We start from the raw sequence: 21975 nt of genomic DNA on the forward strand, positions 1-21975 counted from the left end.
GATGGTTGTTCGGGTTGGGGTCGGTTCGACTCGTGGCCGCGGCCGCGGCTTCGGCCCCGTTCAGTCGAGAGCGTTTCGGACGGTGTCGACGAAGGCGTTCGGGAACTCGACGTGCGGGAGCAACATCGCGTCGTCGAAGACGACGAGCCTGCAGTCCGCCGCGTCCGCGAGGTCGCGGCCCCGCTTCAGCGGCGTGATGTCGCTCTCGCGGCCCCAGACGAGCGTCGTCGGCACGTCGAGGGCAGACAGCGCCTCCGCGAGGTCGATATCGGTGTTGAGGTAGCCGGAGATGAACGACGCCGGCGCGAAGCGTGCGCCCGCCTGATGGGCGGTGCGCCACTCGTACTCCTGCCACTCCTCGCCCGCCTTCTCGGGGTCGTAGTAGCCGTGGTCGGCGTTGAAGTAGCGAATCGACGGGCGGGAGGCGACGACGTTGAAAAGCGCCTCGCCGACGACCGGCGCGCGGACGAGCTCGCGGAGCCACTCTTTCGGGTCGGGACCGCCGCGCGCCGTGGGGCAGACGAGGACGAACCGCGAGACCGACACGTCGTCCCGCGCCGCGGCGGCGACGGCGTAGGCCGCGGTGAGCGACGAGGCGACGACGGCGGGGTCGTCGTACTCGGCGAGGAAGTCGCCGACGAAGTCCTCGTAGAGCGCGGGCGAGTAGTACAGCGCCGGGCGGTCCGACAGGCCGAACCCGGGGAGGTCGGGCGCGACGACGTGGTAGTCCTCGGCGAGGGCCGAAAACACCTCGCGGAACTCGCCGGACGACCCCGCGGCGTTGATACCGTGGAGGAGAACGAGCGTCGGGTCGTCCTCGTTTCCGGCCTCGACGGACGACACGTCCATGCCGCGCCAGCGGTACGTCCCGTGGGTTCCGGAGAGCGGCGGTTCGAGAGGGCCCACGCGGTTCGAGAGAGCGGCGTTGGTCGCGGCGGTGAGACCGACGCCGGCGGCGGCCAGTCCGATGGCTCGTCGGAGTTTCATGTCACGTTGATGGTGCGCGGTGGCCTTAATTCGCCCGCCCGTGGCGGGGTAGTCGGCGGCGAGCGTCCCGCCCGAACCGCGGCCGCCGCAGTCGCCTCGGTGTCAGTCGTCTCGGTCGTCCAGACACTCCCGGAGCGGTTCGAGCACGTCCTCGGCGACCGCGTAGGGGTCCGTCTCCTTTTCGACGACGGCCTCGGCGAACGCGTCGACCCCGCCGCGTCGGTCGATTTCGGCTTCGAGGAGCCGGTTCACGTCGCTTCGGAGGAGCTGTCGTATCTCCTCGCCGGCGCGCTTGCGGGCCTTCTCGGCCAACTCGCCAGAGGCGTCGAGGTAGTCGCGGTGGTCGTCCAGCGTCTCGACCAACTCGTCGATGCCCTCGCCGGTCGTGGCGACGGTCTCGAGAACCTGCGGCGTCCAGACGAGCGGTTCGTCGGCGTCGGAGGCGTCGTCCTCGGCGTCCGCGTCGGGTTCGGTATCGGCGTGCCCGCCGTGGCCGCCTCCGTGGCCGTCGTCTCTGTGCCCGGCGTCGTCGAGCGCCTCGGTCCCGTGGTGGCCAGTGTCGAGGTTCGCCCGCGGGTCGTCGCGGAGGTGAATCATCTCCTGTAGCTCGGCGACGGTGCGGGACGCGCCCTCCATGTCGGCCTTGTTGACGACGAACACGTCGCCGATTTCGAGGATGCCCGCCTTGAGCATCTGTACGTCGTCTCCGCTCCCGGGTTGGACGAGGACGACGACCGTGTCCGCGGTCTTCACCACGTCCACCTCGTTTTGCCCCGCGCCGACCGTCTCGATGATGATGCGGTCTTTCCCGAAGGCGTCGAGCGCCTTCACGGCGTCCGCGGTGGCCGTCGAGAGGCCGCCGAGCTGGCCGCGGGCGCTCATCGACCGGAAGAACACGTCCATGTCGCCGACGTTCGAGGCCATGCGGATGCGGTCGCCGAGGACGGCCCCGCCGGTGTACGGCGAGGAGGGGTCGACGCCGATGACGCCGACCGTCTCACCGTGGTCGCGGTAGTGCTTCGCCAGCTTGTCGACGAGCGTGGACTTACCGGCACCCGGACTGCCCGTGATGCCGACGACGGACGCGTCGCCCGTGTGCGCGTGAAGTTCCGAGACGATGTCCCGATAGCCCGGCGACTGCGACTCGATTTTCGTGATGGCGCGCGCGAGCGCCCGGTGCTCGCCGTCGAGGAGTCGCTCGACGAGGTCGGATTCGACCGCCCGACTCATCGTCACGCTCGCTCGGGCGCGTGTTCCTTCACGAAGTCGATAGTCTCCTGCATCGGCGTGCCGGGGCCGAAGATGGCGTCGACGCCCTCGTCGAGGAGTCTCGGTCGGTCTTCTTCGGGGATGATGCCGCCGACGATGACGAGCGTGTCGTCGAGCGCGCCGTACTCTTCGAGACCCGCCATTAGCTTCGGGACGAGCGTGTTGTGCGCGCCGGAGAGGATGGAGATACCCAGCACGTCCACGTCCTCTTGGACCGTCGCCTGAATAATCTCGTCCGGGGCGCGATGCAGGCCGGAGTAGATGACTTCGAATCCCGCGTCGCGGAAGGCGCGAGAGATGACGTGTGCACCGCGGTCGTGGCCGTCCAGTCCCACCTTGGCGATGAGACACCGGATCGTTCGCTGTTCGGAGTCCGCGCTCATAGACGGGGATTCGACGTCCCGTGCTTTGACTCTAACGGAAAATGAGGCAGGTCCGGCTCAGTCGTCCGCGGTGGGCGCGTTCCGGACGTACTCGTCGAGGAAGTCGGCTATCTGGGAGTACGCCTCGATGCGGTTTTCCAGCTTCGAGAAGCCGTGACCCTCGTCGTCGAAGATGAGTTCGCGGACGTGGGCGTGTTCTCTCGCCTCCTCGACGAGCTGGTGGGCCTCGCTGACCGGTACCCGGGGGTCGTTCTCGCCGTGGAGGACGAAAAGCGGCGCGCGAATCTTCTCGACGTTGTTGATAGGCGAGATAGATTCGAGGAACTCGCGGTCGGCTTCGAGCGAGCCGTACTCGGCCTCGCGGAGTTCGCGCCGCCAGTCGCCGGTGTTTTCGAGGAACGTCACGAAGTTGGCGATACCGACGATGTCGACGCCGGCGGCCCACAGGTCGGGGTACTCGGTCAGCGCCGCGAGCACCATGAACCCGCCGTACGAGCCGCCCATGGCGACGACTTTGTCGGGGTCGACCGCCGGGTGGTCGTGGAGCCATTCGACGGCGGCCTCGATGTCCGCGACGGAGTCCATCCGCTTTTCCACGTCGTCGAGGTGGCCGTAGGCCTTCCCGTAGCCCGCCGACCCGCGGACGTTCGGCTCGAAGTAGGCGTACCCCCGCGAGAGGAAGTACTGCTTGACCGCCGAGAACGACGGCCTGCGCTGGGACTCGGGTCCGCCGTGGATGTCCACGATGACGGGCGTCTCGCCCTCGGGCGACTCCTCGGGGAGCGTGAAGAACGCCGGGATGTCGCGGCCGTCGAACGTCGGGTAGCGGACGAGTTCGGGCGGGACGAACGTGTCGCGGGGGATGCCCGCGGTCGCCGCGAGCGTCCACCGCTCGGCGTCGCCCGTGGCCAACTCGACCACGTAGACGTTCGCGGTGTCGGCGCTGGCGGTGACGGTGACCGCGGCGCGCTCGCCGTCCGGCGAGAACGAGACGCCGCCGGCGACGCCGTTCGGCAGGTCGGGCTGGGGGAGCGCGTCGATGCGGTCGGAGGTCGTGAGTTCGCCGAAGGTCAGTTCCGTGTAGCCCTCGACGTTCCGCGAGTAGACGAGCCGGCGCGAGTCGTGGTCGATGCTGATGCCCTCCAGTTCGTGGTCACCGCCGGTCTCGACGGTCGTGAACTCCCCGGAGGCGAGCTCGTAGCGGACGAGTTCGAGCGTGTCGCTCCCGCGGTCGGTGACCATGTAGACGTTCTCGCCGTCGGGTCCCCACTCGGGGCTCTGGAAGCGAACCGTCCCCTGATGCGGCGTGAGGTGGGTCAGCTCGCCGGTGGCGAGGTCGAGCACCGACACGTCTTGGTCGAAGTTCGAGTACGCCTCCTGGACGATGAGCTTCGAGTCGTCGGGCGACCATCCGCCGACCGTGAGCCAGCCGTCGCCCTCGTGGACGAGTTCGGCGTCGGTGCCGGTCCCGTCGCGGGCCTGCACGTACACGTCGAAGACGGCGTTGTCGCGGCGGTTCGAGGTGAACGCGAACCGCTCGCCGTCGTGGCTCCAGCCGCCCCAGCGGTGCTTGGCGTCGGGGTGTTCGGTCAGGTTCTCGATGACGCCGGTGTCGGGTTCGAGCCGGAACAACTGCGCGCGCTCGTTGCCGCCTCTGTCCATGCCGAAGGCGGCTTCGGGGCGCTCGGGCGACCACGAGGCGAAGGTGACGCGCTCCTCGTAGAACGTCCGCTGTTCGGGCCACGCGCCGGGCGAATCGACCGTCCAGACCTGTGGGACTCCCGTCGTGTCCATGAGGAACGACAGGCGCTCGCCGTCCGCCGAAAAGGACGCGCCGTAGGCGCTCCTGATGTTCAGGTAGCGCTCGATGTCGTACGTTCGCATACCCCGAATTGCGCCGGCGACGAGAAATCGGTTTGGGTGTCAGAAGTCCGAAAGTCGGGTGTCCTCGCGGTCGGTCCACCCGCGCATCCTCGCGTAGGCCGCCGGGTTCGTCGGCACGCCCTCGGTGTTGAGCAGGCGCTCGGGATACAGTTCGAAGGCGATGCCGATGAGTTGGTACTCCAGTTCTTCGAGGTACGGCCGCGTGTCGGGGTACGGTCCCTCGGTGCCGACCGCCCACGGCTCGACCCAGAAGTACACCGGCTCGCGGAGCCGCGGCGGGTCGGTCGAAGCGAACAGTGCGTCCAGCCAGCGGTCGTACTTCCCCGGCCCGTCGTCGCGGAAGGCGGCCGACGAGAGGTCGCCGAAGTGGTAGTAGTTCCCGTAGCCCCAGCGCGCGAGCTTGCCGTCGTTGGTGTCGACGTTCTTGAGGTTGCTGTTGAGGTCGGTGCCGGACGCGCCGAACTTCCCGCACTTGCCGAGGTACCGGGGGACGACCTCGTCGCCGTCGAGGGTGTACATCATGTAGACGAGCCCCTCGTAGCGACCCTCGCGGCGGTCGTAGTCGGCGACGACGCGCCCGCCGGCCTCGCGGAGCCGGCGCTCCATGCGCTCGCCGCGGCGGAGCGTCCGCCGGCCGGAGCGACCGTACGCGATGGTGTCGACAGTCCCGTCGGCGGCCGCCTCGAAAAGTGAAATCGGGTCCGCGGCGTCGACAAAGCGGTCGACGAAGCGGTCCCAGAGCGCGCGTTTGGTCTCGGTCACGCGACGACCGAACTCAGATGACGCCTTCTTCCTTGAGACCGGCGATGATGTCGTCGACGAGGCTCTCGGCGTCCTCGTACGGGAAGTCCTGATGCTTGCCGAGCTTCGCGGCCAGCTCCATCGCCGTGACGGTCACGTCGTCCGTCTTGAACTTCGTGCCCGGACCGTTCGGGAGCGCGGGGACGAGCGACATCTGGTTTTTCACGGGGAAATCCGCGTTTTCGAACGCGTCCATGAACTGCTCGCGGAGCTGAGATTCGGTGTCGGACATACGGTGTACCTACGGAGAGAAGTGGAAAAGGGTTCCGGAAAAACAATGACTATATTTAGAGTTCTTACGGGACGGCGCGGCGGGCCGTCGAGTGTCGGCACGGTCGCCCGGGAGTGATGGACTTATCTACACCGGCAATTCATGCACTCGCATGGACTTCGATTTCGACCGCCTGAAACAGCTCACCGAGACCAGCGGCGTCCCCGGCTACGAGGACCGAATCCGCGCGCTCGTCCGCGAGGACCTCGAAGCGACGACCGACTCCGTCCGGGTCGACGCGATGGGCAACGTCGTCGGCACCATCGAGGGCGAAGGCGACTACGAGGTCGCCGTCGCCGCCCACATGGACGAAATCGGCTTCATGGTCCGCCACGTCAACGACGAGGGCTTCCTGCAACTCGACGCCCTCGGCGGCTGGGACCCCCGCGTCCTGAAGGCCCAGCGCGTGACCGTCCACGCCGAAGACGAGGACCTCACCGGCGTCATCGGCTCGGTTCCTCCGCACACGCTGACTGAAGAACAGAAGAAGAAGGAGCCGAAGGTCGAGGACGTGTACGTCGACCTCGGCCTGCCCGCCGAGACCGTCGCGGAGACCGTCTCCGTCGGCGACCTCGTGACGATGGAACAGACGACCGTCCGCATGGGGAACCACGTGACGGGCAAGGCCATCGACGACCGCGTCTGCCTGTTCGCCATGCTGGCGGCCGCCCGGCGCGTCGAGAACCCCGAGGTGACGATTCACTTCGCCGCGACGGTCCAAGAGGAAGTCGGCCTCCGCGGCGCGCAGGCGCTCGGCGTCGACCTCGACCCCGACCTCGCGCTCGGCCTCGACACCACCGTCGCCAACGACGTGCCCGGCTTCGACCCCGCAGACCACGTCACGAAACTCGGCGAGGGCGCGGGCATCAAACTCAAGGACTCCAGCGCCATCGCCAACCCGAAGGTCCACCGCCGTCTCCGGCGCGTGGCCGAGGACAACGACATCGCCCACCAGATGGAACTGCTCCCGGCGGGCGGCACCGACACCGGCGGCTTCCAGAACAGCTACGGCGCGAAGCCCGTCGGCGCGATTTCGATGCCGACGCGCTACCTCCACACCGTCACCGAGAGCGTCCACGAGGACGACGTGGTCGCCTACATCGACCTCCTGACGGCGTTCTTGGAGAGCGAGACGGGCGAGTTCGACTACACGCTGTAGGCGGCCCCCGTCGGTGACCGCCCGGCGCGGACGCGACCGACGCCGACGGCGGCGCGGCCGACATCGCGGGGATACCCCCCTATATCGAGGCGCGACACCCTCGACCGGCGGACGAGAACCAAAGTATTCACTACAGGCCCACACCAAGCGGCGGACATGACCGACGGCAACGTGGATATGTCTCGGCGGGCGTTCCTCGGGGCGGCCGCTGGCGGCGCGGCGGTCGCCGCCACTTCCGGAACGGCCGCGGCGCAAACGGAAGAACCAGATTTCGGCGGCCACATCGACGGCGTCGACGGAGGCTACGAAGACCTCCGCGGCGAGAGCGAGGTCACCATCGAAGTGGGCGCGGAAGGTAACGGCGGGAACCTCGCGTTCTCCCCCGCCGGCGTCTGGATAGACGTCGGCACGACCGTGACGTGGGAGTGGACCGGCGAGGGCGGCGGCCACAACGTCGTCGCGAGCGAGGGCGCGTCGCTCGACTCGGGCGCGGCCGTCTCCGAGGCCGGAAGCACCTACGAGTACACCTTCGAAGAGGGCGACGCGGGCATCACGAAGTACCACTGCGTGCCCCACGAGGCACTCGGCATGCTCGGCGCGGTCGCCGTCGGCGGCGACGTGCCGACCGTCAGCACCGGTGGCGGCGGCGGCGGGTCGAACCTCCCGCGGGTCCCCGACAGCGCGAAGTCCCTCGGCGTGGCCACGACGTTCGCCATGGTCGCGACGCTCGGCCTCGCGTACTTCTTCATGAAGTACGGCGGCGACTACGACGTCCAGGACTGACGCGCTCGCCGCGCCTCTCGATTTTCACCAGTCCCGAGCGGCCGCGCTCGCCGCGCTCGCCCGGTTTCGGTCGCCGCCGCGACAGCCGCCGGCGCGGCGGCCGACTCAGAAGAAGCCGTAGTCGTCGCGCTCGGTCTCGTAGACGGACACGTACTGCTCGATGACCCGCCGGAAGTCGTAGGCCGCGAAGTCGTCGTCGACCGTCTCATGGTCGAACCTGCGGGCGGCGACGATTTCGTCCGCCAGCTCTTGGGGGCTCGTGACGAGCGACCCGCGCTCGCGCCCCTCGACGAGTTCGTGGGCCGACGACCGCGCCTGATACTCGACGATAGACACACAGCCGCAGGCGAGCGCCCACAGCAGGTTCGTCGCGAACGGCTCGACCGTCGCGGTCTGCGCGAAGACGTGCGCGCCCTTCATGATTGGCACCGCCTCGTTCGCGGGGAGTTCGCCGAGGAACTCGACGCGGTCGTCGATGCGGAGGTCGCGGGCGGTCTGTTCGGCCGTCGAACGCTCGGGGCCGTCGCCGATGACGGCGGCGGACCAGTCCTTGTCGCGGAGCTCCGCGAGCGCGAGGAGGAAGCTCTCGACGTTCGCGTACTCGTCGAGGTCGCGGGCGTACACCACGTCCGCGCGCTCCTCGGCGTCGGCGCTCCTGACGAGGTCCATGCTAATCGGTTCCGGGACGAGATGGGTCGAATCGACCGCCGCGCCGAGTTCGCGGACCTGCGTGCGGACCATCTCCGAGGGGACCAAGACGGCGTTCGGGGCCTTCGCCGCCCGCCGGTAGGCCCGCGAGCCGCCGCGGTCGTCGCGGGTCCACCAGTCGGCGACGACCGGCGTCCGGAGGAACCGCGCCGCGGTCCTGACCGCCGTGACGTGCGACGGCGGGTAGCTCGCGACTTGAATCACGTCGGGGGAGACCTCGCGGAGGGCGAAGGGGACGCGGGAGGCGAAGCCGCCGACGGAGGGCGCGTCGGTCACGCGGTGGTAGGTCACCCCGTCCTGCTTGAACTCGACGACCTCGCCGTCCCACCACTTCGCACAGAGCACTGTCACCTCGTGGTCGCGCTCGGCGAGGAGCTCTGCCGTCCGTCGGAGCCGTCTGGTCGCTCCCGTCTCCTCGTGGTGCGTCGTGTACATCGAGACGAGCGCGACTCGCATATTCGCCGCCACTACGCCGCGCAATAAAAATCCACAGTTTTCGAGGGCGCGACGCGGGGACGCCGACGCGCCGCCCGGGGGTCGCCGGGGCGACGCGCTTCAGAACCCGACGGCGGGCGCGAGGAGCGCGCCCGCGGACTCGACGGCGGTGACCGTGTACTCCCAGCCGTAGACGTGGTTGAGAAGCAGGTACGTCACGACCCCGAGGGCGAGCGAGACGAGCCACGCGCCCGCCGCGATGCGGCCGACCTTCCGGTGGGGCGTCTCGGTCCGCAGTTCGCGCTCGGAGTGGGTTATCCCGAGAATGAGCGCGTAGAGGACGACCGGCACCGAGACGATAGAGAGGATGATGTGAATCGCCAGCATCGCCAGATACGGGTAGTACGCGAACGCGGGGCCGACGAACTCCTTGGTGCCGCCGCCGCCGATTTTCGCGAGATACATCACGAGGAAGACGAGGATGAGGCCGAACGACGTGACCATCGCGGCCGCGTGCTTCCGGACCTCGTCGCGGCGAATCCAGCGCCAGCCCGCCGCGATGACGAGGACGTTCACCGTGTTCACGACGGCGATGGCGTCCGAGAGGAGGTTCACCTGTGGGAGCGACAGGTCGGGAAAGACCCTCCCGGGGACGACGCCGAGGAACGTCCCGATGACGAGGGCGTACCCGACCACCGAGAGGACGGCGGTCGCGGCCGCGGGGTGTTCCTTCAGGGGGTTGTCTGCGCTCGCAGTTGCCATGGCCGGGGGTTGGGAAGGAGCCGTCTTGCCTCTTCGGGTTCGGGACGGCGTTTGAGAGTGGTACGACCAAGACTCGGCTCAATCCAGCGACTGTGCGAAGTCGACTTGTTACGGTCGGAACCCCGTGTCACGGAGTCCCCAGAGCACCACGTCGTGTGACACGAACGTGCTGTCCCACGAGCGAGGCCGGAGGCCGAGTCTCGTGGCTTTTTGCCTCCAGGTTTTTGCGCCGAGTGGTCGCCCCGCGACCCGAGGCGTAAAACGGTGGGCTCAGATGACGCCGGTGATGGTCGCGGCCTCGATGGCCGCCTCCTCGCTCACGCCGTTGCCGAGAATCGTGTAGCGGTCGCGTATCTCGTGGGCGGTCGTGAGCGCCTCGATAATCGTCCCGTCGTCGATGCCGAGCTCGTCGGCGGTCGTCGGCGCGCCCATCGTCGACAGGGCGTCGCGGATGTCGGTCCACTCGCCGCGCGCGCCGCTGTGGAAGTACTCGGTCATGATGGAGCCGACGCCGACCTGGTGGCCGTGGAGGGCGCGGCCGGGCGCGATGCGGTCGAGCTGGTGCGAAAAGAGGTGTTCCGCGCCCGACGCGGGCCGCGAGGAGCCGGCGATGGACATGGCGACGCCCGAGGAGACGAGCGCCTTCGTCACGATCCACGCGGACTCTTCGAGCCCCGGTTTGATGGAGTCCGCGCTCCCGACGAGCATCTCGGCGGTCATCTGCGAGAGCGCGCCCGCGTACTCGGAGTACTCGACGTTCTTCAGGCGGTGGGCCAGCTCCCAGTCTTTGACCGCGGTGTAGTTCGAGATGATGTCGGCACAGCCGGCGGTCGTGAGCTCCCACGGGGCCTCCGCGAGCAGTTCCGTGTCGGCGACGACCGCGAGCGGCGGGTCGGCGGCGACCGAGTGTCGGGTGTCGCCTTCGGGAATCGACGACCGCCCCGAGACGATGCCGTCGTGGCTCGCGGCCGTCGGGACCGAGATGAACCCGCAGTCGAGGCGGTCGGAGGCCATCTTCGCCACGTCGATGGGCTTGCCGCCGCCGAGGGCGATGAGATAGCCCGCGCCGGCCTCGCGGGCCGCGTCGACGACGCGCTCGACCGACTCGAAGCTCGCGCGGTCCAAGGAGACAGAGGAGATGCCGTCGAACTGGTCGCGGACCCGGTCACCGGCGATGCGGTCGGGCGACGGGCTCGTGACGAGAAACGGGTCGCCAGAGAGGTACAGCTCGTCGACCGCGGCCGAGAGGTCGTCGAGCACGCCGTGGCCCTGAAGCACGTTCCTCGGTAGCTTAATCCACGTCGATTTATCGAACATACGCGGAAATCGGCCACCACGGTTCATAGTGTTTCTCGTCTCGGAGACGGAGGCGCGCCGGGCCCCCGACGGGAATCGCGGGACTGCGAGCCGAGAGAGCGGCCGCGATTCTGAGCAGTCGCGCGTCCGAGCGTCAGAGCGCGAGCGCCCGCACCGCGTCCCAGACGAAGACGACGCCGAAGCCGCCGAGGACGACGGCGCTGACGGCGGCGACGGCGGGCGCGAAGGAGTCGACGCGCTGTTCGGCCGCGACGAGCGCCGCGGGGAAGCCGGTCACCCAGACCGCGATGCCGCCGAAGAAGCCGAGGATGAGCGCCGGGCTCCCCGTCTCCACGATGAGGAGGTTCGACAGCGACGCCCCGAGATACGGCGTGTGGGCGAGCACGTCCACGGTGCCGGTCTCCAAGAGGCCGACGCCGATGGTGAGCCAGAACAGAATCTGGTAGGGGTTCGTCAGCGCGAGCACGAACGCCTTCGTGAAGCCGGCGCTGTCGTCGTCGGGGTCGGCCGCCTCGCGGAACGTGGTGCCGGTCTCCTGTGCCGCGCCGTAGGCGAAGTAGAGCATGAGGACGCCGCCGGCACCGACCATGACGGCCCGCACCGTCGGGAACTGCTCGACGAACGCGACGAGGCCGAGCGCCGCGAGGACGAAAAACAGCGCGTCGGCGCTCATCGCACCGAGGCCGGCGCGAGCGCCCGCGGTCCACCCGCGGACGACGCTCTCCTCGGCGATGACGGCGTTCATCGGGCCGGGCGGCGCGGCGAGCGCCAGACCGAACACCAACCCGGCACCCAGGGATGGAAAGAGGGTAGACATGGCTCTCTCTTGGGCGCGATTCCGTGAAAAGTGGCGCGGAAGCGACGGCGCGGGGGAGTGAGACCGTCCCGCGGGTGGTTAGCCGACCGGGAAAAGAGAGGAGGGGAGGGCACCCGTGGCCGGTCAGAACAGCGCGAGGACGGCGTCGCTGGCGGTGCCGACGAGCGTCTCCCAGACGGAGAAGCCGGTTCCGATGGCGAGCAGGGTGTCGAACGCGAAGAAGCCGAACAGGGCGGCCGCGCCGAGGTACGCCTTGCGTGTGTCGAACCGGTGGGAGAACCGGTGGAAGAAGTACGCGTTGGCGACGCTCACCGGGATGATGGCGAGCATTTCCCCCGCCCAGATAGCCGAAGTCGCGCCGTACTGCACGGCCAGTCCGATGGTGACGAGTTGGGTCTTGTCGCCGAACTCGCCCGCGGCCATCATGGCGAAGATGGGCAGGAAGCCGCCGAACCCCTGCGTCGATAGCTCGCGGCCGAACACCGTCGGCGCGTCGTCGAAGCCGGACACCCCGCCGTCGGTGGTCGCGGCCTCGCCCCCCGCGGACGCGTCGGGCGCGGAGCGGTAGAGCAACACCGCGAAGGTGGCGAACAGGACGGCGGTGATGGCGTCGAGCGCGACCGGCGGGAGCGCGTTTTTGAGCGCCTGCCCGAGCATGATTTCGAGCGCCGTCCAGATGGCGAACGCCGAGCCCGCGGCGGCGACGACGACCTTCGGGTCGAACCGGGTCGAGAGGCCCGCGATGATGAACTGAACCTTCTCGCCCGGCAGGACCGCGAGCTGGGTGACGAGCGCGACGACGAGAATCTCCCACCAGCCGGTCACGCCGGCGACACCTCCTCGCTACTCGGCTCGTCGGGCGGTCGGACGCGAATCGTTCGGGCCACCGATTCCGGGAGGCTCTGCTCGCGGCCGCCGTCGCCGACGCGGACCGTCACCATCCCGAAGGGGGCGATGTCGGTCACCTCGATAATCGTGCCGGGCGTGACGCCCGCCTCGGAGAGGTACTCCAACTCCGCGGGGTCGCGGTCGCTGACGCGGGTGACGATGAGCAGGTCGCCCACCTCGCAGTCCGAGAGCACCGACAGCCCCGAGGAGTCCGGCGGCGTGAGGTCGGCGCTCGGGATGGGGTCGCCGTGGGGGTCGACCTCCGGCTCGCCGAGGGCGGCGGCGACCCGCTTTTCGAACTCCTCGCTGATGTGGTGTTCGAGCGCGTCGGCCTCGTCGTGGACCTCGCTCCACGAGTAGTCGAGGTGTTCGGTGAGATACGCCTCCAAGAGGCGGTGGTGTCGAAGCACTTCGAGCGCGACGGTCTCGCCCTCCGTGGTCAGCTCGACGCCCTTGTACTTCTCGCGGTCGACCAGTCCGCGGTCTTCGAGCTTGCCGACCATGCTCGTCACGGTCGGCGGTGTCTTCCCGAGGTACTCCGCGATATCGGAGGTCGAGACCGGCGGTCCCTGCTCCATCTGGAGCGTGTAGATTGCCTTCAGATAGTCCTCCATCACGTCGCTCAACATACCACGGATTAGATGCGTCTAAAATAAAAGTCTGATGGAGGCAACGAGTGAGTTCGAGCGGGGACCCAGTCGGCTGAATCGGGGGCTCAGACGCCCTGTCCCATCAGGTGGCTACGGAGGATGTCGGCGTTCTTCGTCCCGGACTCGGTGTTGACGACGACGACCGTGTCGTCCTCGTCGAACTCGTCGGCGAGTTCCCACGCGCCGGCGAGCGCGACGCCGCCCGCGGGACCGACTTCGACGCCGACGGTCTGGGCGGCCGTGACGGCGGATTCGAGCGCGTCGTCGTCGCTGACGGCGACGGCCGCGCCGCCGGACTCGCGGACGGCGCGGAGCGCGAGCGACCCGCCGGCGGGGTCCGGAATCTCCAGTTCGCCGACGATGGTGTCCGGCTGGTTCCACGCCTCGTGGGCGTCGCTGTCGGCCTCCCACGCGGTGGCGACGGGCGAGCACCCGACGGACTGCGCGGCGACGAGTTTGGGGACCGACTCGACCAGTCCGAGTTCGACGAGGTCGGCAAAGCCCTTGTAGACGCCGTAGGCGAGTTCGCCGGTCGAGACGGGGACGACGACCCAGTCGGGGACCGACCAGTCGAGGCGCTCTGCGACCTCGTAGGCGATGGTCTTCGCGCCGTCGTGGCGGAAGGGGTTGTCGAACTCCTGCAGGGAGTACCAGTCGCTCTTGAGCTGTTCGTGAAGCGCCGAGACGGCGTCGGGGTAGCGCCCGCCGACGACCTTCATCTGGCCGCCGTGGACGTTCACCATGGCCTTGTTCGGGAACGGGGTCCGCGAGGGGACGAAGCCGTAGGAGCGGGCGTCCACGAGGCCCGCGTAGGAGGCCGCCGACTGCGCGCCGTTGCCGGGCGAGGCGTGCGCGACGACCTCGGCGTCGACCTCGCGGGCGGCGGTGACGGCGAGCGAGAAGCCGCGGTCGAGGAACGTCCCGGTGGGGTTGCGGCCCTCGTCTTTGATGAGAAGCGACCCGACGCCGGCTTCCTCGCCGAGCGCGTCGGCCGCGACGAGCGGCGTCGCGCCCTCGTTGGCCGTCACCGGCTCCGCGAAGGGGAGCAGTTCGCGGTAGCGCCACATCGTGTCGAAGGGGCGCTCGGCGAGCGTCTCGGCGTCCCACTCGACCGCGTCGAGGTCGTAGGTGGGGTCAAGCGGCGCGCCGGCGTCGCTCGCGCCGGTCGCGGCCGCGTCGTACTCGTCGCCGGTCTCCGTGCACACCAGCCCGGAGAAGCTGTCGGACGTCTGCATGGCCGGGGCTTACGGGGGGAGGGACTAAGCCCTTCCCGTCGGTCGATGGCCGCCACCCGTAGCGGCTTTGTGTCGCCCGTCCGAGAGACGTGGTATGGACGATAGCCACATCGCGGTCGTCGGCGCGGGCCTCGCGGGCCTCGTCGCCGCACGACACCTCGCCGCCGACGGGGCCGACGTGACCGTCGTGGAGCGGCGCGACGACGTCGGCGGGCGGGTCCGGACCCGGACGAAAGACGGCTTCACGCTCGACCGCGGGTTTCAGGTCCTCCTCACCGACTACCCCGCGGTCCGGCGGGAGCTCGACCTCGACGCCCTCGACCTCCGGCGGTTCACGCCCGGCGCGACCATCTGCCGACCGAGCAGGCGGGCGGTGCTCTCGGACCCCCTCCGCGACATCGGCGGCCTGTTCGAGTCCGTCCGCAACCCCGAGGTGACGACGAGCGACAAGCTCCGGACGCTGGCGCTCAGACAGGACCTGAGTACCCGCGACGAGGCGGACATCTTCACCTCGGCGGACCGGAGCATCCGGTCGTACCTCCGCGACTGGGGCTTCTCCGAGGACTACATCGAGCACTTCGTCGCCCCCTTCTACGGCGGCATCACGCTCGACCGCTCGCTCTCGTCGTCGAAGCGGGTGTTCGAGTACACGTTCAAGATGCTCTCGACGGGGAGCACCGCGGTCCCCGCGGCGGGCATGCAGGCGGTTCCCGAGCAACTCGCCGACGCCGCCCGCGACGAGGGCGCGACCGTCCGCCTCGGCGAGCGCGTCGAGTCGGTCCAGTCCGACGGCGACGGCGCGGTCGTCACAACGGGCCGCGAGTCGCTCGAAGCCGACGCGGTCGTCGTCGCCACCGACCCCAAGGAGGCGCGCCGGCTGACCGGCGTCGGGTCGGTTCCGACCGAGGCCCACGGCTGTGTCACCCAGTACTACACGCTCCCGAGCGGGAGCGGCCTCGACGCGGGCAAGCGCATCATGCTCAACGCGCCGAATCCCGACCCCAACACGGTCGTCCCGCTGTCGACCGTCGCGCCGGAGTACGCCCCGACGGGCACGGAACTCCTGAACGCGACGTTCCTCGGCGCGGCCGCGCAGGACGAATCCGAGGAGGAGCTGTTCGAAAAGACCCGCCGGACGCTCGAAGCGTGGTACCCGGAGCGCTACTTCGACGACCTCGAACTGCTCCACACCGATTACGTCTCCTTCGCGCAGTTCGCCCAACCGCCGGGGGTCCACGAGTCGCTCCCGGACGCGCGCGACGCCCCCGGTCGCGCGTACCTCGCCGGCGACTACACCGCGTGGTCGTCGATTCAGGGCGCGATGCGGAGCGGAAAAGAGGCCGCCGACGCCGTCCGCGACGACCTCACGTCGTAGTCTCTGACGCGCTTCACCGACGTTTTTCGACTCGCCGCCCGCCTCGGCTACTCAGAGCAACCGCCGAAGCTTCCCCAGCGGCGGGAACGTGAGGGTCTCCCCGGCGTCCTCGTCTCGCACGAGCGGCCGGAACCGACCCGCGTCGCGCACCAGCGGCGAGTCGAAGTCGGCCGTCCGCATCTCGTTTACTTCGACGCCCGCGGCGAGGCGGGTGAACGCCGGCAACATCAGCACGTCGCCGCCGCGGTAGGCGTCGGGGCCGTAGAGAACGCAGGGCCGCCGCCGGCCCTCGACGGCGAGCGTCGGGTGGTCGTGGCCGACGACGTACCGGTCGGCGTCGGGGTCGGGGTCGCGGTGGCCGTGACAGACGAGCGTCCCGTCGGCGAGGCGGTACTCGTCGTGTACGTCGCCCGACCGGACCTCGTCGAGCATCGTGTCGTGGTTGCCGGCGACGAACACCGGGTCGGAACCGGCGTCGTCGCAGGTCGCCGCGAGGGTGTCGAGGGCCGCGACGTGGCGCTCGGAGACGCGGTCGAACCGGTGGAGCACGTCGCCGGCGAAGACGACTTCGCGGGGGGCGAACTCGACGCAGTAAGCTCGCAGGCGCTCCGCGAGGTCGGTTGCCTCGCCGAGCGGGAACGCGACCGCCGAGGCGTCCGCCCGGCCGACGTGCAGGTCCGCGAGGACGAGCGCGTCGGCGTCGGGGAGGAACACGGCTCGCTCGCGGACGGAGACGCGTGTCACGACCGAGTGGACGGCCCTCGAAGACAAATCTCCACCGACAGCGCGCGTCGCACCGAAGCCACCCGAGAGGGCGGTCGAACCGCGTGGTGGAGCAGGGGCCTTTTTACTCGGTGCGTCCCACGTTCGGCATATGAGCGGCGCACTGGAGGACAAGCGCACCGCGACCCGCTTTCGCATCCTCGCCGAGATAGCCGACCGGCAACCGGCCGTGAGCCAAGGCGAGATTGCCGAGGCGGTCGGGGTGACGAGTCAGGCGGTCTCCGAGTACATCCGCGACCTCGTCGAAGACGGGCTCGTCGACAAGCAGGGCCGGTCGCGCTACCGCGTGACGAAAGAGGGCGTCGACTGGCTGTTTCAGGAGGCTCGCGCCCTCCAGCGCTTCGCCGAACACGTCACCGACGACGTGCTGGAGAGCGTCAACGAGGACGCCGCAATCGTCACCGACGACGTCGCGGCCGGCGACACGGTGACGCTGTCGCTCCGCGACGGTCTGCTCCACGCCACGCCCGGCGACGACGGCCCGGCCATCGGCGTCGCCACCACCGACGCCGAGGCGGGCGACGCGGCCAGCGTCACCGGCTTCGAGGGCGTCATCGAGATGGAACCCGGCTCGGTCCGCGTCCTGCAGGTGCCCCCCGCGCGGGTCGGCGAGGCCGACGCGGTCGATTCGGACGCGCTCGCGGCGGCGTGCGACGACGCCGACATCGTCGTCGCCGCGGGCGTCGAGGCCGTCGTCGCCTGCCGCCACGCGAGAGTCGACGTGCGGACGTGGTTCGCGCCGGGCGAGGTCGCCGCCGACGCCGCGGCCCGCGGCCTCGACGCCGCGGTCGTCGCGAGCACGGACGCCGCCGGGCGCGTGACCGATGCGCTCCGCGACGCCGGCGTGCTGTTCGAAGTGACGGAGCCGTAGCTCCGCGCCGAACTCGGCGCGTTTCGTAGTCCGGTTCGCACTCAGCCCTCGGCGTGTTCCCGCGCCATCGTGTACGCCTCCCGTAGCTCGTGGAACCGCTCTCGGTCGCCGCCGTGGTCAGGATGCACGTCCTTCACTCGCGCTCGATAGGCGTCCTGAACGGCCTCCGTGGACGCGTTCGCGGGGAGGTCGAGCCGGTCGAACGCGGCCGACACGGGGTCGTCGAGGTCGGCCAGTTCGGGCTCGACGTCCGGCACGTCGAACGGGAGGCGACGGCCGAGTTGGCCGCCGGGCATCTCGTGTTCGCAGAGGACGGCGTAGACGCCGGCGCGTTCGAGGCGGAAGAACGCCTGCGCGTCGAAGGTGATGGCGACGCCGCGGTCGGGGAGGAAAAACGCCACCGTCTCGCCGCGGACCGGGCGGTCCTCGACGAACCGCTCGTCGATGGAGGTGAGGTAGTCGCGGATTTCGACGCGGCGGCGGCCCGTCCCGTCGACGCGGGGGCCGCGGGAGACCCGCCGCTCCGGGAACACACGGCCGCCGACGACGAAGACGCCGGCGACGACGACGGAGACGACCGCGCCCGCCGCGAGCCCGACGAGGAGCCACGGCGGGAGCAGAAAGACCCACTCCGGAAGCACGCTAGAAGTCACGGGACGAGCGATTATGAACCCCTCGCTGTGCGTAACGATTTGCCGCCGGCGACCCAAGGGCCGGTATGCGACCGATTCGCTTCGAGGAGGCCGACAGCGCGGAGCGCACCCAAATCGGAGAGGGACTGACCCGGCCGGCCGTCGCCGCCGGACGGCTGGAGACGGGCCGCTCGGAGGGGAAGTACTTCCTCCGCCACGACGACGGCTGTGCCGTCTGTGGGAGGCCGGTCGAAGCCGGGTCGCCGTTCTACCTCAACCCCGACGCCGGCGAAATCCTGTGCGAGGAACACGGCCGGGAGCGCAGAGAGTCCTGAGAGCGGCCGTCTCCCCGCCGAGGCCGCAATTTCATACTCGGCTTCGAGTGAGTTTTCATTCATACTTGTTTCGTTCGCAAACTTCTTTATCGGGGTGCGGGACCATACGAACATCACATGGCTGTAGTCTGGCTGGACGACGTACGGGCCGACGACCTCGACCTGGTCGGCGGGAAAGGCGCGTCGCTGGGTGAACTCACGGGTGCGGGGCTCCCCGTGCCGCCGGGATTCGTCGTGACGGCGAGCACGTACCGCGCGTTCATCGAGGACGCGGGCATCGACGACGAGTTGTTCGCCGCGGTCGAGGTCGACCACGAGGACTCCGCGGCGCTACAGGCGGCCCACGAGACGGCTCACAACCTCATCATGGAGACGCCGATGCCGGACGACGTGCGAGAAGAGATTCTCGACGCCTACCGGAGCGTCGGCGGGGGCGACGCCTTCGTCGCCGTTCGGTCGTCCGCGACGGCCGAGGACCTGCCGGACGCCTCCTTCGCGGGCCAGCAGGAGACGTTCCTCAACATCACCGAGGAAGACCTCCTCGACCGCGTCAAGGAGTGTTGGGCCTCGCTGTTCTCCGAGCGCGCCATCTACTACCGCAACCGAAAGGGGTTCCCCCACGACAAGGTCGACATCGCGGTGGTCGTCCAGCAGATGGTCGACGCCGAGAAGTCCGGCGTGATGTTCACCCGTCACCCCTCGACCGGGAAGAGAGAGCTCATCATCGAGGCGGCGTGGGGCCTCGGCGAGGCCGTCGTCTCCGGCACCGTCTCGCCCGACAACTACGTCGTCAACCGCGAGACCGGCGAGGTCGAGACCGCGACCATCGCGGACAAGAAGACGATGTGCGTCCGCGACGAGGAAAGCGGCGAGACCGTCATGCGCGACGTGCCGAACGACCGCCGCCACGAGCGCGTCCTCACCGACGACGAGGTGTCCCGCCTGCTCGAACTCGGCGAGCTGGTCGAAGACCACTACGAGACGCCGCAGGACGTGGAGTGGGCCGTCTACGAGGGAGAGGTGTACATGCTCCAGTCGCGCCCGATTACGACCATCGCGGAGGGCGACGACGGCGAGGAAGACGAAAGCGAAAGCGGCGGGAGTTCGCGGGCGACCGCGACCGGCGACGACGTGCTCATCCGCGGCCTCGGCGCGAGCCCCGGTATCGCCTCCGGCCGCGCCCGCATCGTCACCAAACTCGACCACCTCGACCAGGTCGCCGAGGGCGACATCATCGTCACCGAGATGACCATGCCGGACATGGTGCCCGCGATGAAGCGCGCCGCCGGCATCGTCACCGACGAGGGCGGGATGACCTCCCACGCGGCCATCGTCTCCCGCGAGCTCGGCGTGCCCGCGGTGGTCGGCACCGGCGACGGGACGAAGACCCTCGAAGACGGCGAGATAATCACTATCGACGGCGACAAGGGCACTATCCGCGAGGGCGAGGAACCCGAGGAGAAACAGCGCCAGCCCGTCGAGGAGGCTCGCCCCAAGACGCCCGTCAAGCCGATGACCGCGACCGAGGTCAAGGTCAACGTCTCCATCCCCGAGGCGGCCGAGCGCGCCGCCGCCACGGGCGCAGACGGCGTCGGCCTGCTCCGCATCGAGCACATGGTCCTGACGCTCGGTAAGACCCCCGAACGGTTCATCGAGCAGAACGGCGAGCGCGCCTACGTCGACGAAATCGTCTCGGGCGTCCGCGAGGCCACAGAGGAGTTCTACCCGCGGCCGGTCCGCGTCCGCACCCTCGACGCGCCGACAGACGAGTTCCGACAGCTGGAGGGCGGCGAGAACGAGCCGCGCGAGCACAACCCGATGCTCGGCTACCGCGGCATCCGCCGCGGCCTCGACAACCCGAGCGTGTTCCGCCTCGAACTGCAGGCGTTCCGCCGCCTGTTCGACATGGGCTACGACAACCTCGAAGTCATGTTCCCGCTCGTCAACGACGCCGAAGACGTGCTCCGGGCGAAAGAGCACATGCGCGAGGCCGGCATCGACCCCGAAAAGCGCGAGTGGGGCGTCATGATAGAGACGCCCGCGGCGGCGCTCTGCATCGAAGAACTCGCCGACGCCGGCATCGACTTCGCCTCCTTCGGCACGAACGACCTGACGCAGTACACCCTCGCGGTGGACCGCAACAACGAGCACGTCGCCGACATCTACGACGAACTGCACCCGGCGGTGCTCAAACTCATCGGCGACACCATCGAGACGTGCCGCGAGGTCGGCGTGAAGACGAGCATCTGCGGGCAGGCCGGCTCGAAGCCCAAGATGGTCCAGTTCCTCGTCGACAAGGGCGTCAGCTCCATCTCGGCCAACATCGACGCCGTCCGCGACGTGCAACACGAGGTCAAGCGCGTCGAACAGCGGCTCCTCCTCGACTCGGTCCGCTGAGGACCGCCGAACGTCGAGGCCCGACCACCCGCGTTCCGGTTTTCTCTTGTCCGCGTAGCGGCCGCTGTCGGCTGGGCGACGCGGCGCACCGGAGCGGAACCGATATACTGGGTGTGGGTATAATGGGATGCATGCAGCGCGCGGCACCGCAGGAGTTCGACCGCGTCCTCTCTTCGATGTGCACCCGACCGCATCCGGCCGCCCGGCAGGCCGCAGAGCGGTTCTTCGCAACCAACCCCGGCGACCCGGCGACCTATCAGGCCGTCGCCGCACTCGAAGAAGACGCACTCTCGTACCTCGGCGATATCACCGGGCTCTCGGCCCCCCACGGCTACGTGACAAGCGGCGGGACCGAGGCCAACATCCAGGCCATCCGGGCCGCGCGAAACCACGCCCGCGACGACGACCCGAACGTCGTCGCCCCCGAGAGCATCCACTTCAGCTTCCAGAAGGCCGCCGACGTGCTCGACGTGGAGCTCCGCGTCGTGCCCGTCGACGACGACTACCGCGCGAACGTCGCGGCCGTCCGCGAGGCCGTCGACGACCACACCGTCCTCGTCGCCGGCGTCGCCGGCACGACCGAGTTCGGCCGCGTCGACCCGATTTCCGAGCTGACCGCGGTCGCCCACGACGCCGGCGCGCTGATGCACGTCGACGCCGCGTGGGGCGGGTTCGTCCTCCCCTTTACCGACCACGAGTGGTCGTTCGCCCACGCGCCAATCGACTCGATGACCATCGACCCCCACAAGTACGGGCAGGCGGTCGTCCCCGCCGGCGGCCTGTTGTTCCGAGACAAGGCGGTCGTCGACTCGCTGGCGGTCGACACGCCGTACCTCGAATCCGCGTCGCAGGCGAGCCTCACCGGCACCCGGAGCGGCGCGGGCGTCGCCTCCGCGGCCGCCGCGATGCGCGAGCTCTGGCCCGACGGCTACCGCGACGCCTACGAGCGCCAGCAGGCGAACGCCGACTGGCTCTACGACGAACTCCGCGCCCGCGGCTACGACGCCGTCGAACCCGAACTCCCGCTCGTCGCCGCGACCGTCCCCGACGGGCAGTTCGAATCGCTCCGCGACCTCGGCTGGCGCATCTCGCGGACCGCGAGCGGCGAACTCCGCATCGTCTGTATGCCGCACGTCTCCCGCGAGTCGCTCCGGGGGTTCCTCTCGGACCTCGACGACCTCCGGTCGGGGCCGGCGCACAACTGAGCCGGTCCGAACCTGAAAACTTACAACC

At 69.3% G+C, this 21975-nt stretch carries 22 protein-coding genes; 7 read left to right on the forward strand and 15 right to left on the reverse strand.

The window, feature by feature from the left end:
• Positions 1-60: 60 nt before the first annotated feature.
• The 6 genes from ACFQI8_RS05500 to ACFQI8_RS05525 all read right to left on the reverse strand — a co-directional run bounded on the left by ACFQI8_RS05500 (position 61) and on the right by ACFQI8_RS05525 (position 5556).
• A complete protein-coding gene (locus tag ACFQI8_RS05500; protein WP_390243273.1) occupies positions 61-987 on the reverse strand; it encodes an alpha/beta fold hydrolase in 927 nt (308 codons plus the stop codon).
• A gap of 102 nt (positions 988-1089) precedes the next feature.
• Positions 1090-2217 (reverse strand): methylmalonyl Co-A mutase-associated GTPase MeaB, encoded by a 1128-nt coding sequence (gene meaB / locus ACFQI8_RS05505; RefSeq protein ID WP_390243274.1) that lies wholly within the window; start codon positions 2215-2217, stop codon positions 1090-1092.
• A 2-nt stretch (positions 2218-2219) separates the two neighbouring features.
• Positions 2220-2639, reverse strand: a complete 420-nt coding sequence (locus ACFQI8_RS05510; protein WP_390243275.1) for a cobalamin B12-binding domain-containing protein — start codon at positions 2637-2639, stop codon at positions 2220-2222.
• 57 nt (positions 2640-2696) lie between these two features.
• Positions 2697-4523, reverse strand: a complete 1827-nt coding sequence (locus ACFQI8_RS05515) for a S9 family peptidase (protein ID WP_390243276.1) — start codon at positions 4521-4523, stop codon at positions 2697-2699.
• A 39-nt stretch (positions 4524-4562) separates the two neighbouring features.
• Positions 4563-5285, reverse strand: coding sequence for a hypothetical protein (locus ACFQI8_RS05520; RefSeq protein ID WP_390243277.1), 723 nt, complete (start codon positions 5283-5285; stop codon positions 4563-4565).
• Positions 5286-5298: 13 nt separating this feature from the next.
• Positions 5299-5556, reverse strand: a complete 258-nt coding sequence (locus tag ACFQI8_RS05525; protein ID WP_390243278.1) for an MTH865 family protein — start codon at positions 5554-5556, stop codon at positions 5299-5301.
• 151 nt (positions 5557-5707) lie between these two features.
• On the opposite strand from ACFQI8_RS05525, the gene ACFQI8_RS05530 reads away from it, so the two are divergent.
• On the forward strand, positions 5708-6754 hold the full coding sequence (locus ACFQI8_RS05530) for a M42 family metallopeptidase (RefSeq protein ID WP_390243280.1): 1047 nt from the start codon (positions 5708-5710) through the stop codon (positions 6752-6754).
• A gap of 156 nt (positions 6755-6910) precedes the next feature.
• Positions 6911-7537: a halocyanin domain-containing protein gene (locus tag ACFQI8_RS05535; RefSeq protein WP_390243281.1), complete on the forward strand. Its 627-nt coding sequence runs from the start codon at positions 6911-6913 to the stop codon at positions 7535-7537.
• A 105-nt stretch (positions 7538-7642) separates the two neighbouring features.
• Here the strand turns inward: ACFQI8_RS05535 and ACFQI8_RS05540 are convergent, their stop codons facing one another.
• The 7 genes from ACFQI8_RS05540 to ACFQI8_RS05570 all read right to left on the reverse strand — a co-directional run bounded on the left by ACFQI8_RS05540 (position 7643) and on the right by ACFQI8_RS05570 (position 14349).
• On the reverse strand, positions 7643-8701 hold the full coding sequence (locus ACFQI8_RS05540; RefSeq protein ID WP_390243282.1) for a glycosyltransferase family 4 protein: 1059 nt from the start codon (positions 8699-8701) through the stop codon (positions 7643-7645).
• 99 nt (positions 8702-8800) lie between these two features.
• The gene (locus tag ACFQI8_RS05545) at positions 8801-9442 is read right to left on the reverse strand and encodes a DUF420 domain-containing protein (RefSeq protein WP_390243283.1); all 642 of its coding nucleotides are present in this window, start codon (positions 9440-9442) and stop codon (positions 8801-8803) included.
• Between the two features lie 270 nt (positions 9443-9712).
• Positions 9713-10759 carry an NAD(P)-dependent glycerol-1-phosphate dehydrogenase gene (locus ACFQI8_RS05550; RefSeq protein WP_390243284.1) on the reverse strand — a complete coding sequence of 349 codons (1047 nt, stop codon included), beginning with the start codon at positions 10757-10759 and terminating at the stop codon, positions 9713-9715.
• A 133-nt stretch (positions 10760-10892) separates the two neighbouring features.
• Positions 10893-11540 (reverse strand): LysE family translocator, encoded by a 648-nt coding sequence (locus ACFQI8_RS05555; RefSeq protein ID WP_390243749.1) that lies wholly within the window; start codon positions 11538-11540, stop codon positions 10893-10895.
• Between the two features lie 159 nt (positions 11541-11699).
• Entirely contained in the window at positions 11700-12401 is a 702-nt protein-coding gene (locus tag ACFQI8_RS05560; RefSeq protein WP_390243286.1) for a TMEM165/GDT1 family protein, read from the reverse strand.
• Positions 12398-13093 carry a metal-dependent transcriptional regulator gene (locus tag ACFQI8_RS05565; RefSeq protein ID WP_390243287.1) on the reverse strand — a complete coding sequence of 232 codons (696 nt, stop codon included), beginning with the start codon at positions 13091-13093 and terminating at the stop codon, positions 12398-12400. The genes ACFQI8_RS05560 and ACFQI8_RS05565 overlap by 4 nt, the downstream gene beginning before the upstream one ends.
• A gap of 86 nt (positions 13094-13179) precedes the next feature.
• Positions 13180-14349, reverse strand: coding sequence for a threonine synthase (locus ACFQI8_RS05570; protein WP_390243288.1), 1170 nt, complete (start codon positions 14347-14349; stop codon positions 13180-13182).
• Between the two features lie 94 nt (positions 14350-14443).
• Here ACFQI8_RS05570 and ACFQI8_RS05575 point away from each other — a divergent pair, with 94 nt between their 5' ends.
• Positions 14444-15724, forward strand: coding sequence for an NAD(P)/FAD-dependent oxidoreductase (locus ACFQI8_RS05575; protein ID WP_390243290.1), 1281 nt, complete (start codon positions 14444-14446; stop codon positions 15722-15724).
• 51 nt (positions 15725-15775) lie between these two features.
• Here ACFQI8_RS05575 and ACFQI8_RS05580 read toward each other — a convergent pair whose 3' ends face one another.
• Positions 15776-16468 (reverse strand): metallophosphoesterase, encoded by a 693-nt coding sequence (locus ACFQI8_RS05580; protein ID WP_390243291.1) that lies wholly within the window; start codon positions 16466-16468, stop codon positions 15776-15778.
• A 130-nt stretch (positions 16469-16598) separates the two neighbouring features.
• On the opposite strand from ACFQI8_RS05580, the gene ACFQI8_RS05585 reads away from it, so the two are divergent.
• Positions 16599-17378 carry a DUF7839 domain-containing protein gene (locus ACFQI8_RS05585; protein ID WP_390243292.1) on the forward strand — a complete coding sequence of 260 codons (780 nt, stop codon included), beginning with the start codon at positions 16599-16601 and terminating at the stop codon, positions 17376-17378.
• A gap of 41 nt (positions 17379-17419) precedes the next feature.
• On the opposite strand, the gene ACFQI8_RS05590 is transcribed toward ACFQI8_RS05585, so the two are convergent.
• Positions 17420-18019: a J domain-containing protein gene (locus ACFQI8_RS05590; protein WP_390243750.1), complete on the reverse strand. Its 600-nt coding sequence runs from the start codon at positions 18017-18019 to the stop codon at positions 17420-17422.
• A 77-nt stretch (positions 18020-18096) separates the two neighbouring features.
• Here ACFQI8_RS05590 and ACFQI8_RS05595 point away from each other — a divergent pair, with 77 nt between their 5' ends.
• The 3 genes from ACFQI8_RS05595 to mfnA all read left to right on the forward strand — a co-directional run bounded on the left by ACFQI8_RS05595 (position 18097) and on the right by mfnA (position 21947).
• Positions 18097-18345, forward strand: coding sequence for a DUF8075 family protein (locus tag ACFQI8_RS05595; RefSeq protein ID WP_390243293.1), 249 nt, complete (start codon positions 18097-18099; stop codon positions 18343-18345).
• A gap of 117 nt (positions 18346-18462) precedes the next feature.
• Positions 18463-20742 carry a phosphoenolpyruvate synthase gene (ppsA, locus tag ACFQI8_RS05600; protein ID WP_390243294.1) on the forward strand — a complete coding sequence of 760 codons (2280 nt, stop codon included), beginning with the start codon at positions 18463-18465 and terminating at the stop codon, positions 20740-20742.
• A gap of 131 nt (positions 20743-20873) precedes the next feature.
• Entirely contained in the window at positions 20874-21947 is a 1074-nt protein-coding gene (gene mfnA, locus ACFQI8_RS05605) for a tyrosine decarboxylase MfnA (protein ID WP_390243296.1), read from the forward strand.
• Positions 21948-21975: the final 28 nt, after the last annotated feature.

Origin of the sequence: Haloferax chudinovii (assembly GCF_042663345.1) — an archaeon.
Lineage (GTDB): Archaea > Halobacteriota > Halobacteria > Halobacteriales > Haloferacaceae > Haloferax > Haloferax chudinovii.

Excerpts from the sequence above, each read along its gene's own strand:
- ACFQI8_RS05545 (WP_390243283.1), bottom strand. The coding sequence starts at position 9,442 with ATGGCAACTGCGAGCGCAGACAACCCCCTGAAGGAACACCCCGCGGCC.
- meaB (WP_390243274.1), bottom strand. The coding sequence starts at position 2,217 with ATGAGTCGGGCGGTCGAATCCGACCTCGTCGAGCGACTCCTCGACGGC.
- ACFQI8_RS05510 (WP_390243275.1), bottom strand. The coding sequence starts at position 2,639 with ATGAGCGCGGACTCCGAACAGCGAACGATCCGGTGTCTCATCGCCAAG.
- ACFQI8_RS05525 (WP_390243278.1), bottom strand. The coding sequence starts at position 5,556 with ATGTCCGACACCGAATCTCAGCTCCGCGAGCAGTTCATGGACGCGTTC.
- ACFQI8_RS05500 (WP_390243273.1), bottom strand. The coding sequence starts at position 987 with ATGAAACTCCGACGAGCCATCGGACTGGCCGCCGCCGGCGTCGGTCTC.
- ppsA (WP_390243294.1), top strand. The coding sequence starts at position 18,463 with ATGGCTGTAGTCTGGCTGGACGACGTACGGGCCGACGACCTCGACCTG.
- ACFQI8_RS05530 (WP_390243280.1), top strand. The coding sequence starts at position 5,708 with ATGGACTTCGATTTCGACCGCCTGAAACAGCTCACCGAGACCAGCGGC.
- ACFQI8_RS05595 (WP_390243293.1), top strand. The coding sequence starts at position 18,097 with ATGCGACCGATTCGCTTCGAGGAGGCCGACAGCGCGGAGCGCACCCAA.
- ACFQI8_RS05570 (WP_390243288.1), bottom strand. The coding sequence starts at position 14,349 with ATGCAGACGTCCGACAGCTTCTCCGGGCTGGTGTGCACGGAGACCGGC.
- ACFQI8_RS05565 (WP_390243287.1), bottom strand. The coding sequence starts at position 13,093 with ATGTTGAGCGACGTGATGGAGGACTATCTGAAGGCAATCTACACGCTC.
- ACFQI8_RS05540 (WP_390243282.1), bottom strand. The coding sequence starts at position 8,701 with ATGCGAGTCGCGCTCGTCTCGATGTACACGACGCACCACGAGGAGACG.
- ACFQI8_RS05535 (WP_390243281.1), top strand. The coding sequence starts at position 6,911 with ATGACCGACGGCAACGTGGATATGTCTCGGCGGGCGTTCCTCGGGGCG.
- ACFQI8_RS05515 (WP_390243276.1), bottom strand. The coding sequence starts at position 4,523 with ATGCGAACGTACGACATCGAGCGCTACCTGAACATCAGGAGCGCCTAC.
- ACFQI8_RS05575 (WP_390243290.1), top strand. The coding sequence starts at position 14,444 with ATGGACGATAGCCACATCGCGGTCGTCGGCGCGGGCCTCGCGGGCCTC.
- ACFQI8_RS05585 (WP_390243292.1), top strand. The coding sequence starts at position 16,599 with ATGAGCGGCGCACTGGAGGACAAGCGCACCGCGACCCGCTTTCGCATC.
- ACFQI8_RS05550 (WP_390243284.1), bottom strand. The coding sequence starts at position 10,759 with ATGTTCGATAAATCGACGTGGATTAAGCTACCGAGGAACGTGCTTCAG.
- mfnA (WP_390243296.1), top strand. The coding sequence starts at position 20,874 with ATGCAGCGCGCGGCACCGCAGGAGTTCGACCGCGTCCTCTCTTCGATG.